The organism is Streptomyces sp. ActVer (assembly GCF_027270795.1).
In the GTDB taxonomy this organism is placed as follows: domain Bacteria; phylum Actinomycetota; class Actinomycetes; order Streptomycetales; family Streptomycetaceae; genus Streptomyces; species Streptomyces umbrinus_A.
In genome coordinates, this window is sequence record NZ_JAPWHT010000088.1 from 1 (window position 1) to 14,804 (window position 14,804).

A 14,804-nucleotide genomic window follows, 5' to 3' on the forward strand; every position below is an offset into this window, starting at 1 on the left:
CGGGTGGTGGCGGTAGCCGCGCGCGATGTGTCCGGCAACGTACAGCTCACCCACCACTCCGACCGGGACGGACGCGAGCCCGGAGCCGAGGACGTAGGCGCGCATGTTGCCGATCGGACCTCCCAGGGGCGTACCGCCGGTGTCCGTGGCGCCGTCGGCGGTGAAGAGGGTCGCGTAGAAGGACTCCGTCTGGCCGTACGCGTTGACGACCCTGACACCGGGGAAGGCCGCGCGGGCGCGCCGTACCAGCGCGGCGGGCAGGGCCTCGCCCGCGAACACCAGCGTCTCCACGGAGGTCGTCGCGGCGATCTCGTCAAGAAGTTCGGCGAAGACGGAGGGCACGGTGCTGATGACACCGCCGCGCCAGCCGTCGCCCTCGCCGAGCCTGAGGACGTCCCGGACGACATCGAGGGTGCCGCCCGCGAAGAGCGTCGTGAGGATCTCGAAGACGGACACGTCGAAGTTGACCGATGTGCCCGCCAGCATGCGGGTGTGCTCGTGGACGCCCACTGCGGCGGCGAGCCGCATGACGCCGTTGACGACGGTGGCGTGCGTGACGGCGGCGCCCTTCGGCGTCCCCGTCGACCCCGAGGTGTACATGACGTACGCGACATTGTCCGGACGGAGCGTCGCGGAGACCGGTGTCGGCATGCCGTCGGAGTCGTCGGGCACGTCGTCGAGGAAGAGCCGGGGGACGCCGGAGTCCGGCAGGATGGCCGCGGCCTCCGCGTCCGTCAGGAGCAGATGCGGCCGGGCATCGGCCAGGACGAAGTCGAGCCGCGCACTCGGGTAGCGCGGGTCGACCGGCAGATAGGCGCCGCCCGCCTTGAGAATGCCGAGCAGGCCCACGACCAGCTCGGCCGAGCGTGGCAGGGCGAGCCCGACCAGAGTCTCCGGGCCGACGCCGCGCCGCACCAGCTCCCGCGCGAGCCGGTCCGCCGCAGTGTCGAGTTCGCGGTACGTGTACGAGGTGTCGCCGCTGACGACGGCGACGGACTGCGGGCATTGCGCGGCCCGCCGCTCGAAGAGGGCGGGCACGGTCAGGTCCGGGACGGGTGCTGCCGTGTCGTTGAAGCGCCCGATGACCAGCTCCTGTTCGTGCACGTCCAGCAACTCGACCGCGCCGGCGCGCCGGGACGGGTCGGCGCAGAGGTGCCGCACCAGGCGGGTGTAGCGACCGGCCAGTGTCCGCGCCGTGTCGGCGTCGAACAGGTCGGTGGCGTATTCGAGGTGCCCGATCGCGCCCTGCCCCGGCAGGTCGATGAGGTTGAAGAACAGGTCGAACTTCGCGGTCGTGACCGGCGGCCACTCGAAGCGCACGTCGAGCCCCGACAGCGCGAAGCCCGTGAGGTTGAAGGTCTGCCAGGCGAACATGACCTGGAACAGCGGTGAGTAGGCCGTGGACCGCTCGGGGTTGAGGGCTTCCACCAGGCGCTCGAAAGGCACGTCCTGGTGGTCGTAGGCCGCGAGGGCCTTGTCCCGCGTCTGTTTCAGGAGCTCGGTGAAGGTGGGATTGCCGGACAGGTCGGCGCGCAGCACCCAGGTGTTGACGAAGAACCCGACGAGGTCGGCCAGTTGCTCGTCGGTGCGGCCCGCGATGGGTGAGCCGATGGTGAGGTCATCGCCGCCGCCGAGTCCGTGCAGGAGCACGGCGAGCGCAGCCTGGAGCACCATCGCCGGCGTCGCCCCGTGGGCACTCGCCAGGTCTTCGACGGCGGCCATCACGTCCCGGTCGAGGGCGAACTCCACGTCGGCGCCGCGGTGTCCGGCCCGCGGCGCGCGCGGCCGGTCGGTGGGCAGGACGAGGGGCTGCGGAACGCCGGTGAGCTCCTTGCGCCAGTAGTCCACCTGAGCCGACTGAAGGCTGTTCGGGTCGTCCTCGTCGCCGAGCAGCTCGTGCTGCCACAGCGTGTAGTCCGCGTACTGGATGGGGAGTTCCGCCCAGTCCGGGGACCGGCCGACGAGGCGCGCCGCGTAGGCTGTGGCCAGGTCGCGGGACAGTGGCGCCTGGGACAGGCCGTCGCTCGCGATGTGGTGGATGAGCAGCAGGAGCACGTGCTCCTCGGGGCCGCAGCGGAACAGCGTCGCGCGGACGGGGAGCTCCGCGGTCAGGTCGAAGGGGCGTGTACCGGCCCGCTCCAGCACGTCGGTGACCGCGTCCGCCGGGACCTCCACCACCGGCAGCTCGACGGGGGCACAGTCGACCGGCAGCACTTGCTGGAACGGCACGCCCGCGCCGTCCTCGCCGATCAGCGTGCGCAGGCTCTCGTGTCGCGCCACCACGTCACCTATGGCCCGTTCCAGGGCGGCCGCGTCGAGCGCGCCCGAAAGACGCAGCGGGATGGGGGCGTTGTACAACGCCGACGGGCCCTCGAACCGGTCGATGAACCACATACGGCGCTGTGCGAACGACAGCGGCACGGTGGCGGACTGCTCGTCGGCGGACGGCAGCCGGGGGTGCGATCGCGGCAGGTCCGGGTCGGGCAGGGAAGCGGCGAGCTCCGCGACCGTCGGCGCGGCGTAGAGCGTATGGATCCTGATCTCGGCGTCCAGCGTCGTGCGGATGCGGCCGACCAGGCGGGTGGCCAGGAGCAAGTGGCCGCCGAGCGTGAAGAAGTTGTCGTCGACGCCGATCCGGTCGAGATCCAGGACCTCGGCGAACAGACCGCACAACGCGTCTTCGGCCGGTGTGTGCGGCGCCCGGTAGGCGGCACCGCCGGAGTCCGGCTCGGGCAGAGCCTTGTGGTCGAACTTGCCGTTCGGGGCAATTGGGAGCTGCGCGAGAGCCACAACGGTGGAGGGCACCATGTATTCGGGCAGGTGGCGGGCCAGATACTCGCGCAGCGCGGCGGTGTCCGGGCCGCCGCCCGCGCCGTCGGCCCCCGGCTCCAAGCCCGGCTCCGGCACCACGTAGGCCACCAACTGCCTGCCCGACCGGCCGGCCACCTCGCGCGCCACCACCGCCGCCTGGGCGACGCCGGGGTGTGCGGTCAGGGCGGCCTCGACCTCACCGGGCTCGATGCGGAAGCCGCGGACCTTGATCTGCATGTCGTCACGGCCCACCTGCTCAAGGAGGCCGTCGTCGTTCCAGCGGGCCAGGTCGCCGCTGCGGTACATGCGCGCGCCAGGGGCACCGTAGGGGTCGGCCACAAACCGCTCCGCGGTGAGCGCTCCGAGACCGTAGTAGCCGCGCCCGATGAGCCCGCCGATGTACAACTCGCCCACCACACCGGGCGGAACCGGCATCAGGCCAGGGCCGAGGACGTAGGTGCGCACGTTGCCCAGCGGACTACCGAGCGGACTGCCGAGCGGACTGCCGAGCGGACTGCCGAGCGGCATGGTGCCCCCGGTGGCGTCCCGGTCGGCGTCGGCCTCCAGGGAGTTGGCGGTGACGAAGACGCTCTCGATGGATCGGTAGCCGTCGACGATCCGCGCGTCCGGGAGCGCCTCGCGCAGGCGCCGTATCAGCGGCATGGGCAGCGGCCGTCCGGCGAACAACACCGTCTCCACGCTCTCGGCCCTCACCAGGCGGTCGGCGAGCTCCTCCGACACCGACGGCACGGCGCTCAGCGCGGTGGCCGCCGGCTCGGCATGCTCCCCCTTGTCCAGGGCATCGCGCACAACGAGGAGGGTGCCGCCCGCGCCGAGCGTCGTGAGGATCTCGATGACGGACACGTCGAAGTCGACAGACGTGCCGACCAGCATGCGGGTGCCCGTGCGGAGGCCCGCCGTCTCGGTCATCCCCGTCATGCCGTTGACCGCGGCGGCATGCGTCATCGTCGCGCCCTTCGGCACACCCGTCGATCCTGAGGTGTACAGGACGTATGCGATGTGGTCGGGCCGGAGCGGCACGGCAACTGGTTCCGGGTCGCCCGGCCCGTCGAGGTCGAGCTCGTCGGCGTACAGACACGGCACGTCCGTGGTGGGCAGTGCGTCCACCGTGTCGGCGTCGGTCAGGAGCAGCAGCGGCCGCGCCTGGAACAGGATCTGTTCCAGGCGGCCGCTGGAGCAGGCCGGACCGACAGGCAGAAGGCCCGCGCCGGACTTGAGGATGCCGAGCATCCCCACCACGAGCCGGGTCGAGTGCGGCAGCGCGAGCCCTACCAGCGTCTCCGGGCCCGCCCCGCGCGCCACCAGCTCGCGCGCGAGCCGTGTGGCACGCGCGTCGAGTTCCCGATACGTCAGGGACTCGGGCCCGCACAGCACTGCGACGGCGTCCGGGGTGCGTGCCACCTGCCTCGCGAACAGACCGGGGATCGTCAGCTCGGCGCGGGGCACCACCGTGTCTTGGACGTCGTGGAGGACCAACTGCCGTTGCTCAGGCGTGAGGACGTCGATCCGGCCCACCGGCATGTCGGGCTCGGCGAGCACGGCGCGCAGGAACGCGACGAGGTGGGTCCACAGCCGGCGAAGGTCGTCGGTGCTGTACAGCGTGCCGTTCGCGTCGATGCGCAGGTACAGGTCGCTGGTGGGCCGCCCGTCGAAGTGCAGGGCGACGTACAGGTCGTCTACGGCGCCCACGGGCGAGCCGGGCAGCAGATGCGCCTTGGTGCCCGCGAAGGTCAGCTCCTGGATGAAGGAAGCGACGTTCACCGTGGCGCCGCACCGACTGACCGCCGAGCCCGGACCCGCGGCCGCCTCGTCGCGGCGCAGTTCGCGCCGGATGTCGGCGAGTTGGCGCGCGCCGTGCCGGTGCACCTCCTTCATCTCCTCGAGCATCGCGCCGGTCAGCTCCCGGAAGGTGGAGGACAACGGCACGTCCATGCGCAGCGGGACGACACTCGTCTGCGATCCGAAGGTGTTCCTGGTGGTGTACGTGCGATCCGACGCCGACGTCGAGATGGTGAACTCCTGGTGCCCGCCGAGGTTCCGGAAGCACACACCGGCCGCCGCGGTCAGCAGCGTCGCCAGCGGCACACGGCAGGCGTCCGCGGTCTCCAGCCATGCGTCGGCCTCCGCGCGAGGCACTGTCGCGCAGTAGTGCGTGACGGACGGCACCGAGGCACCGCTCTTGCCGCGCAGCCGCAGCGGTGCGGGGGCCTGGGTGAGGTAGTCGCGCCAGAACCGGGAGTCCCGCTCGAACTGCGGCGAATTGCGGTAGCGCACGTCCTCTTCGCGGATCAGGTCGGGCCCGCCGACGACGGACTCCCGGACCGGGGTGCCGGAGGCGAGCGCCGTGTAGCACTCGGCGACGCGCCGCGGCAACAGCCGGAACCCCGTGTAGCCGTCCATCACCAGGTGATGGGCGGTCAGAAACAGCACACGCCGGGAGTCGGACAGCTTGATGACGCCCGCCCGGAACAACTCGTCGTGCTCCAGGTCGAACGGCCGCCACTCGATCTCGGCCGCGAGGGCCCGGGCCGCCGCCTCCGGATCGGCCTCGGCGCTGACGTCCAGGGCGAGGGGTCGCCAGGTGGCCCCGGCGTCTTCCCGCACCACCTGCCGCAGCTCCTCGTCCACCTGCCGGAAGTTGACCTGCGCGGCGGCGTACTCGCCGTGGACCGCCCGAAGTGCGGCGAACAGGGCCTCCTCGTCGACCGGGCCGTCGATGAGCCAGCGTGAGCCCACATTGTTCGGCACGTCCGGAGTCAACTTCTGTGCCAGCCACACGCTTTCCTGCGCAGCGGAAACGCCAAACGAGCGCAATGGGACCATCCCCCAGATGAAGTGTGCCGTGCTGTCCTTGACGGCGTCGGCACGGGGGATGCGCGGCTGTGTCAGGCCTGCTCCCACCCCGCCCCGGCGAGAGCGGTGAACGGCTGCTCTCCGAGAGAAGTTAACGGACCGGAAGTGTCGGGTGTCCAGGGGTGAGCGCCCGTGGCGGCGGAAGGGCCGGCAATGGGCATCGCAAGTGTAAAGACGGCGCCGGACAGTCAGGCGTGGACCCACCAGACGGCGTACGCCGCCACCGCACGCGGTTCCCGTGGAACGAGCCTCACCTTCCCGGCCATAGTGGCGTGTTGTGGTGTCCTGGCGGCAGGACAACATACGCGATCGCGAACCAGCACGCCGCCACGTCCTCGCGCCGGCGGCGGTCGTCCTCTGTCCGGGCGTCCGCGTCGTCCGGCTTTTGGCACCGCGTCGCACGGGTCCGTCGCCCGATCGGGCATCGGGCATCGGGCATCGGGCATCGGGCATCGGGCATCGGGCGACCGTGGAGGTCGAAGGCTTTCGAACAGCGGCCGGTGATCATCTACCGAGGCCACAAGAACGGCAAGAAGGTCTTCGGCGCTGCCGAGTTGCAAGCCCTCCTGTCGGCCGCATCGGCCCTGCCATACGAGCATTCATCGACGAACGCGACTGGAAGACGGTCTTCCGGCTCCCCGGCTACGCCCCGGAACTCAGAGTGGGGCCAAGACCCTTCGCAGTTCTCGCAGCGGAACGTGGCAGACACACCTTCAAAGGGGTCGATGGGCGGGGGACGTGCCGGCATTCCAGCACCAGGGCGCCAGCGTTCCCTTTGGCGCCGGGCGTGATCACGTGAGAACCGGCCAAGTCCTGGCCGATGTAGCGGAGTTGGGAAGACGCAGGCAACCATGGGGGCGGTGGCTGGCGTTCCCAGGAGTGCGAGAGCCCAGGGATACGCGTGCGTTCATCCACCGCATCAGGGAGGAACCTCTCATGGTCGTACGTCGCCGCCGCGTCTTCATCGTCATCAGCGCCGCTCTGATCAGCGCCCCAGCGATGCTCGGTCTTGTTGGATGTGACCCGGATGATGCGGTGGATTGTGTACGGGCAGCTGATGCGCTGGCTGAGAGCGTCGGCATTCTCGGAGAAGCCGTAAAGGACGCGGCCCTGTATCCGGAGAATGCCGACCAGTCGATCGAGAGGGTCAGAGAAGATCTCGACGACCTCCGCGACAAGCACGACGACAAGGACGTACTCGAAGCCGTCGACGACATGGAGGAAGCCTTGGACAACGTGCAGGAGGCCGTGGACAACGACGACAAGACCCCCGACCTCTCACCGGTCATGAGCGCGACCGGACAGATCACCAAGGCCTGCGCGTCCTGATGGTCCGGCCAGCGCCCGGGCAGGCCGTGAGCTTCATGCGCCTACCTACCGCGAGAAGGCGGGTTCCCAAGATCCAGTCAGAGGGAGGGGTTGAGTCAGTTTCTGGTAGATGCCTCGTCCGGGTCGGGTGAGCAAGCCTTGGCGGGTGAGGCGTCCGAGGCGACTGCGGGTGACGTTCAGGCCCGGGTCGCCGGTGGGCTCGCCGAGGAGTTCGTGTGGTTCGCGGAGCCGGGATGCCCGGCCGGGGTGCTGATTGGAGGCATTCAGGATGGCCTGGTCGGCGGTGGCCGTCCCGGGTGGATCTGGCGCGTCCCGGATCGCGCAGTTCGCCGGCGCGGGCGATGACCTCGTCGTGACGGGTCTGGAGAGCTTTGATCAGTTCGGTGATGTTCACGCGCCGGCCTGGAGAGAGGCACGTCAGGCCGGTGCGGGCGTGATGAGGCGGCGGGCCATGTTCGCGGTGGAGGCCCAGTAGACGCGTGAGGCAGAGCTGTCGGGCCGGCGGTCGTATTCGCGGGCCAGGTGCCGGTGCAGCCTCAACGTGCCGTTGACCTGCCCGACCACGCATCGCTCGGACTGTGGGACGAAGCCCTTGCCTTGGTCGTCCGGGTTGCGGCGGACGACCTTGACGGTGATGTCCAGCAGCACGCAGCGAAGATCACCTCGTCCTGGCACTCCTGGTCCACCAGGGCCTTCTCCAAGAGGTTCCCGCACCGCTCGGCCGCCTGGTCGGGCAGAGCCGTGCCGGCGGTGTTGTCGTGTGCCGACGCGGCCACGACGACAACGCCGATGATCAGTCCCAGCACGTCGACGGCCTCAACCAGCAGCTCACCCTGGTCATCAAAGGCCAACTCAAACGCATTCAATACCGCCCCGCATGCTGAACACAATCATCCCCGAGGCCGGTATCAACCTCACCCAGCCGTAAGGCGGCATTTCAATCTCGGTAGCGAGCTGGTGGCTGAATCTTAGGGCGGCGGATATCGCAATCAAGCGCTACAGAGGGGCGTTCACCGTCAAGTTAATGGCACCGAGTGCGATTGGGCCCGTCCAGCCGGCGGGACAGACAAGTTGGAGATTTCTTTTGAATACGAACCACTGCTTGCTCGCCATTGTCACACGGAACGGTCATCTGTACCGTCTCATTCAGTGAATCGAGTCGAGGAGTGACATGGACAACGACGTGGCCAAAGGTCTGTCGCCAGTGCTACCAGAGCTTAGTGGCCTGCTACCAGACCTTCGCGGCACGGACATCACAAGCCTGCTGACTGACTACGCGCGAATGGCGAAGATCGTGTCAGTAGTGGAAGCCGCCCGCTTCCTCGAAGAGAACTTCGCGTCGGCACAGAATCTCGGAGGCCGGGAGAACCTCCTTCGCCATGCCTGCTGCTCGGTGGCGATGGACGGCGACGTGCTCGAGTTCGGTGTTATGGAAGGGCAGACCTTGGCCATCCTCTGCGACGAGTTCAAGGAGCTTACTGTGCACGGGTTCGACTCGTTCAAGGGGTTGCCCGAGAACTGGACCCACGACAGCCCGACCGGCACGTACAGCACGCAGGGGAAGCTGCCGACTCGCCTTCCGTCCAATTCAAAGCTGCACGTGGGCCTTTTCGAGGACACGGTGCCGAAGTACCTGGCCGGCACCGATGCTCCCGTTGCTCTCCTGCACATTGACTCGGACCTGTACTCCAGCGCCCGCACGGTGCTCTTCGGACTTGCCTCACGGATGCGGGCGGGGTCGATAATCGTGTTCGACGAATTCCTCAACTACCCCGGATGGCGCCAGCACGAGTACCGCGCCTTCATGGAGTTCGTCGACGCCTTCGACGTCAAGTTTCGCTACTTCTCCTTCGCATCGAGCTATCTGTCCGTTGCGGTGCGGCTGGACTCTGCGCCCAAGGTGAGCTGACTCCTCCAGGCGGGAGCCCTCCTGAGATCAGTTCATGTGTGGTGGCTGCGGCTGCTGTGCCATTCGAGGCAGCCGATGCCGTTATTGGCGGTGATGGCCCGGTAGGGGCGGACAGCGGTGAACTGCTCGGCTCCGGTCCGAGTGCGCAGGCAGCCCGGGATCCTCTGCCGAATCTGGATCATCCAGGGGTCACGCTCGGCTGCGTTGCCATCAACCGGACCCGCGCGTCGATGGTGAACCCGGGCGATCGCCGTGTTGGGCCGGCAACCGACAAGCCAGCGCGTTTGGTCTTTGTCCAGGTTGCCGGCTCTGCCCGGCGCATACGTTGAGGCCACGTCAGGCGACAAGCCGCAAGGCGTGCTTGACCGCGGTCGTCTTCTCCGGATCGACGCCCTCCAGGGTTCGTCGTGAGCAAGACATCGATCAGGTGTTTCGTTGTGCGCAGGGCGTCGACGGCCTGCGCCGCCCAGCACCATTCGCCGGTACCGCCGGACCGCTCGTGGTGGTCAACGACGGCCTACACCTCGCGCAGGACATAAACGTTGCAGCGAGCATGCGTGGGCCTTGGCGTAGGTGTCGTAAGGCCCCGGTCGGTCACGAGCGGCGGTCCCGCACCCTGGCGAGGGCAGGACACCATCGGCGGACAACGCTTCTGAGCGCTCACCTGCTCCGGTCGGGCGGAAGGACCCCGATCAAGGGTGGGTCCGGGCCGAGCGTTGGGGAGCCTGGGCGCAGTACTCGGCGTTCACAATGGGGAGGATGGTCTCCGCTCCCCAGTTGGCGTTGTAGTCGAACGCGAATTGGTGACGGCCGTCCTCAGTGGTGGCGGCCAATGTCAGCCAGCCGATCATGCCTCCGTCGTGGTACCACAGGGTCGTGCCGCAGCTCAGTTCGAACCGCTCGATGCCGAGCCCGTAGGACGCGCCAGGGAAATCGGGATTGTCGATGGTCGTCTTCATCGCCTTCAGCTGCCGCGGCGGCAGCAGTTTCCCGCGCATCAGGGCGCCGTAGAACCGGTTCAGATCGCCCGCGCTGGAGATGATGTCGCCGCTCCCCCAGCCCTGTGACCCGTTCATCTCAGTCACGTCGTCGATCCGATCCGGCTGCGACGTGAAGAGCTTGGAATAGCCGCGGCTGCTCGGCCGGGGCAGGCGAATGCTGTTCCCGGGGTTGGACGTCGCCTTGAGCCCCAGGGGTTCGATGATGCGGTCGTGCACCTCGTCCTCGTACGATCTGCCGCCGATCTTCTCGACGATCAGCGCGGCCAGGATGTCATTGGTACTGGAAAATGAGTGCCTGGCACCGGGATCGAACAACGGCTTGTGGGAGAGGGCCACCCGCAAGCGCCTCTCGGGCGTCAGAGTGTCGTACCGGTTCTGGAGGTAGCCGTCGCCCTCCATGTACGTCTCGCTGTACTCCTTGTCGGCCAGGTAGTCGAACAGGCCGCTGGTGTGGTTCAGAAGCTGCCGCACGGTGATCTTGCGGCCGTCATTGTCGTTGCCCGTCACCAAGCCGGGCAGACGGCGCTCCACCGTGTCGTCGAGACTGAGTCTCTTCTCCGCCTCCATCTGAAGGAGGACGGTTGCCACGAATGTATTGGTGATATTGCCGACGCGGAACCGGTCGTTCTTGCCTCGCGGCACACCTGTTTTCAGATTGCTCACACCCGATGCCGACTTCCAGACCCCGCTGGCATCCCGGGCTTGGGCGGTGATGCCGGGGACACCACCCTTCACGGCCGCGTCCATCGCGCGCTGTGTCGCTTGGTGATGGACCGCCGCGGAGACCGTGTCCCGCGACGCCTGGCCGGGACCGGTGGTGAAAGCGGTGACCGCCATCGCACCCGCCGCAAGACCGGCCACGCCGGCCCTTGTTCTCTTCCGTATCGTCATTCCGCGCTCCTGGGAATCGTCTGTATGCCGTATTCATGTGGTGTCGTCGGCGGTGGTTGCGCCCCTGCCGCATCCCCAGGATCCGTCGCGTCTGCTCCCGCGATCGTTGCTCCAACAGGACTTGCGACAGGGGCATTGGCCCGCAACACCCGTACCGATGTATGGACTCTGCTTCCAATGCCCTGCTGTGTGGCCCACGTCGGCGGACCGCCGGCCACAGAAGCAGTCGCTCCACCTCGAGCACGAGGACGCTGGAGTCGCGATATCACGCCAGCGAACGGCAAACCGCAGGGGAAGCAGGTGACTCACGCCTCAGCCGTGATCGCCGAGGATGCCAGTTCGGCGGACACGAGTCGACCACCTGCTCGTTTTCCAGGAAGATCCCCCAGGCCGACCGGGGATCTTTTGCAGTTACCCCTGCTACCACGCAGACACTCGCCACGAATTTCAGTCCATGCGGCCATCGGCTCTCTTTCCGTATCCATCAAGCTTTCTGCAGGTAGCAGTTCCCGCCTTCATTGCCCCGGAGACAACAGCGGGCCATGATGGAGAGCCCGATTGTCTCGTCGACAGGACAGCCCGACGGTTTCGTCGACTATTCTCCGCATTCTCGCAGCGCCTCATGGCCTCGACGCCGCAAAGTCCCCGCTCTCGTCACACCATGAAAGGTGAGTGCTGTATGTTCGTCCCCAGCGACTACCGGGAACCGGACGTTTCATGGATGGTCGATCTGATGCGCGGGAACCCTCTGGCGCTGATGGCAAGCAACGGAACTCCCACTGACGGACCGTTCGCCACCCACCTTCCGGTCATCACCGACCCTCAGTGGGAGGGACTACCCGCCGGGAACTTGGCCGACGTGCCCTTGCTCGGTCACATGAACCGAGCCAATCCGCATTGGGCGGCACTGAACACCGGGTCGGCCATCCTCCTGACATTCACCGGTCCGCACGCCTATGTCTCGCCTACTGTCTATGACATTACTCCGGCCGCCCCGACCTGGAATTTCACCTCGGTGCACGTACACGGAGTCGTCGAAAAGATCGAGTCGACGGAGGAGACGCTGGGCGTCGTGCAGGCGACGGTGCAGGCGTTCGAGAAGGAATTCGGCGACAGCTGGGACATGAGCGAATCCATCGGCTATTTCCGCAAGATAGTGCCTGGCGTGGGCGCTTTCCGTGTCCGAGTGACCAGGGCCGAGGGAATGTTCAAGCTCAGCCAAGAGCAGCGCCCCGAGATTCGCGAGCGGGTGGTGCAGTCGTTTGCCGGGCGCGGATGCACCCGCCACGCGCAGACAGCGGATCTCATGAACCGCCTGTCATGACGGCTTTCCCGTGACGCGGGGTCCGCATCCCTTGGTGTACGGACCCCGCAACCCTCACCGCGCCGGACAGACACCTCCGTCTGCCTCCAACGGGACCACCGTCGTACAGGCCGGTGACAGGTCACTCAAGGGGCAAGTGCCGCTCGGCCTCGTTCAGTAACTGGCTGGCGGCGGCGTCAAGCGTGGCCGTTACCCACTCCCCCAGCTCAGTGCCGGCATGGGCCGCTGCCTTGTGCCACCACTGGAGCCGGTTGTCGGGCACGGCGAGCCGGCGCGTCGCCGCCACGGCACTCGTCTGCTGCGAGGTGCCCGCGCGCTCGGCCCTGATGGCGTTGCGCAGTTGCTTGGTGTTCCACTTCATCCGTTCGGCACGATCGAGCCAGGCTTCCTGCTCTTCGACGGGGAGCGACGCCAGCTCGGCATGGTGCTGGAAGCTGAGCGCGGGCCGCCGCCTGTGCAGTTCGAACCGCCGGGAAACCCAAGCGTAGTTGCGCAGCGTCTGGTACTGGAGACCAGCCGCACGGATTCCGCGTTCATAGCGGTCGGCGTATTGGTCCTTGCCGTAGATGAGCCAGTCCCCGAGCCACCAGGAGGACGAGTTGAGCAGCCCGGAGAGCTGACGCCCGGCGCGTTCCCAGTCCTCGAAAGCGAGTCCTACGGGTATGTGCAGCCCCACCTTCGTGGTGAGTACCTGATCGCACCGCGGTTCCGCCCCGCCGGCTCTTCGCGCTTTCGGCACGGCCTCTGTGGTCTTGCCGAATATGAGCGCCTTGGAGTCTCTGTAGTCGTCGACCTGATTCGCCATCACGCCTCCGTGGCAACGCGCGTATAAACCGGGCGGGTTCGCGGTGGCTCTCTATCGAACACAGAAAGCGCTCACCCCCGTTATTTGCACTTACGAACCGAGCGGTGACCACCACCCGCAGATAGCTACGGGCAACCTCAAAGAACCGGGCATTGCACGGTTCCGCGTTGAGATCGAGATGACCAACCGCCGCGCACCGAGTAGATCCCGACAACGATGCCAAGTTCAAGAATCTTGGCTCAATCGAACACTACTTTGCAGAGTTCGAGCGTTTAACGAAATCTTAGCGGCCCAATCCACTGAATGGCGTGATTTGGAGTACGCACGCAGCGCCCATGGCATCTAGGTCAGACGCCGCACCAGATCACGCACCGCCCCGAGCGCCAACCTCAATGCCCCCGCCAAGACATACGCGTCTCGCATCCTTGCAGGTCGGAGCCTTGCGATGACAACACCCCATCCGTGCGGACCATGACAGCGGCAAGTAGCCACCCGAGAAGGTGTGGGCGGAATCCAGCCATCCTCGCGTGGCTTCACGCCCGGCGCCGATGTGCCATTGGAGACGCCAAGACAAATCAGCCAACCTCAGAGCGTGGCGCCGCACTGGAGCGCGCACTAGACTCCCGCCAACGCTCAGTAACGCCGGGGGAGTTATTGCGGCATGAATACGGTGCAGTCGGAGAGATCATCGACCTCGCGAGATGCGACTTACGCCAACGGTTTCGAATTAACGCTGGACCACTACTGCAGAACGATCTTCAAAAGCTTACGGCGAGCCGATCAACGCAACTGGGCACACGCCTATCTGAAAGGGCTGCTCGTCACGTCCGGCAAGAAGTCCGTGCGCCGACTCGCCACCGCGGTCTCCGACGACCCGTCCGCCGTGCAATCACTGCGACAGTTCGTCAGTCTCAGCCCGTGGAACTTCGACGAGGTCATGGAGGAGCTCACTCACTGGGTGGCGGACCATCGGCCTGATCCTGTCTGGTCCATCGGCCGGGCTGTCCTGCCCAAGCGCGGTGACCGTTCGGTGGGAGTCCACCGCTACTTCGACCTGTCCTCGGGCCGTACGCTCAACTGCCAGCTGGGACTGGGCTCTTTCCTGTGCGTGGGCACCGCTCAGGTTCCCGTCGACTGGTGCCTGTACTTGCCGACGACCTGGACGCGGGACTCACAGCGGTGCAAGGAGGCGCGAATACCGGACTCCGAGCAGCACCGGCCGCTTTGGTCGCACACGCTCCGACTCGTCGACCGGCTGTCGGCGCGCACGAACTCCACGTCCTCGGTCGTCCTCGTCGACATGAGCGACGAACCCGACGTGGGGTACCTGCTGCACGGACTCGCCAAGCGCCGCCGCGACTTCGTCATCGCTGTGCCACCTCACTTGGCGGTAGTGCCCGCCGGCGAGGGCGCCCCGTCACCAGTGAGCGCAAGGACCCTGATCCTCACGCAGAGCCCGGAGACGGCTGTCGTTCCCCTGCCGGACGGACAGCAGCACATCACACCCGTACAGACGTCACTCGTTCGACTGCCGGCCGGCTCCCTCGGGCGCTCCCCCGGCCCTCTCTACCGGCTCTTCACCGAAGTGCGCCCCAACCGCGCCCCGGCCCCACTATGGCTCACCAGCCTCGCCCACCACACCGTCGCGGAGGTCGGCTCGATCGCCGCGCTGCACGGGGGGACGGCGGCCGTGGTCGGTTCCATGGAACAGGACTTCGGGCTGCTGGATTTCGAGGGACGCTCGTTCCCCGGGTGGTACCACCACATGGCTCTGGTCTCCGCCGCGTACACCTTCCGGTGCCTGCGCGGGCTCACCTCTGTGTCGTCGCGCAACACGGCACAGCAAGTGCCGTAGCAACG

The 14,804-nt window shown here is 67.2% G+C and carries 8 protein-coding genes; 4 read left to right on the top strand and 4 right to left on the bottom strand.

Annotated features, from left to right (window positions below):
- Positions 1-6,138: amino acid adenylation domain-containing protein (locus tag O3Q52_RS16720; RefSeq protein WP_332112917.1), on the bottom strand; the 6,138-nt coding region annotated here is incomplete at its 3' end.
- A gap of 483 nt (positions 6,139-6,621) precedes the next feature.
- Between O3Q52_RS16720 and O3Q52_RS16725 the strand changes: the two genes are divergently transcribed.
- The gene (locus O3Q52_RS16725) at positions 6,622-7,014 is read left to right on the top strand and encodes a hypothetical protein (protein WP_269649575.1); all 393 of its coding nucleotides are present in this window, start codon (positions 6,622-6,624) and stop codon (positions 7,012-7,014) included.
- Positions 7,015-7,431: 417 nt separating this feature from the next.
- Here O3Q52_RS16725 and O3Q52_RS16730 read toward each other — a convergent pair whose 3' ends face one another.
- On the bottom strand, positions 7,432-7,662 hold the full coding sequence (locus O3Q52_RS16730; RefSeq protein ID WP_269649576.1) for a hypothetical protein: 231 nt from the start codon (positions 7,660-7,662) through the stop codon (positions 7,432-7,434).
- Between the two features lie 523 nt (positions 7,663-8,185).
- Between O3Q52_RS16730 and O3Q52_RS16735 the strand changes: the two genes are divergently transcribed.
- Positions 8,186-8,923, top strand: a complete 738-nt coding sequence (locus O3Q52_RS16735) for a class I SAM-dependent methyltransferase (protein WP_269649577.1) — start codon at positions 8,186-8,188, stop codon at positions 8,921-8,923.
- Between the two features lie 692 nt (positions 8,924-9,615).
- Here O3Q52_RS16735 and O3Q52_RS16740 read toward each other — a convergent pair.
- On the bottom strand, positions 9,616-10,815 hold the full coding sequence (locus O3Q52_RS16740) for a serine hydrolase (RefSeq protein WP_269649578.1): 1,200 nt from the start codon (positions 10,813-10,815) through the stop codon (positions 9,616-9,618).
- A 679-nt stretch (positions 10,816-11,494) separates the two neighbouring features.
- On the opposite strand from O3Q52_RS16740, the gene O3Q52_RS16745 reads away from it, so the two are divergent.
- Positions 11,495-12,139, top strand: a complete 645-nt coding sequence (locus O3Q52_RS16745; RefSeq protein ID WP_269649579.1) for an FMN-binding negative transcriptional regulator — start codon at positions 11,495-11,497, stop codon at positions 12,137-12,139.
- Positions 12,140-12,260: 121 nt separating this feature from the next.
- Here O3Q52_RS16745 and O3Q52_RS16750 read toward each other — a convergent pair whose 3' ends face one another.
- Positions 12,261-12,944, bottom strand: coding sequence for an LmbU family transcriptional regulator (locus tag O3Q52_RS16750; protein WP_269649580.1), 684 nt, complete (start codon positions 12,942-12,944; stop codon positions 12,261-12,263).
- A gap of 754 nt (positions 12,945-13,698) precedes the next feature.
- Here O3Q52_RS16750 and O3Q52_RS16755 point away from each other — a divergent pair.
- On the top strand, positions 13,699-14,799 hold the full coding sequence (locus O3Q52_RS16755; RefSeq protein WP_269649590.1) for a transposase: 1,101 nt from the start codon (positions 13,699-13,701) through the stop codon (positions 14,797-14,799).
- The last annotated feature ends 5 nt before the right edge of the window (positions 14,800-14,804 follow it).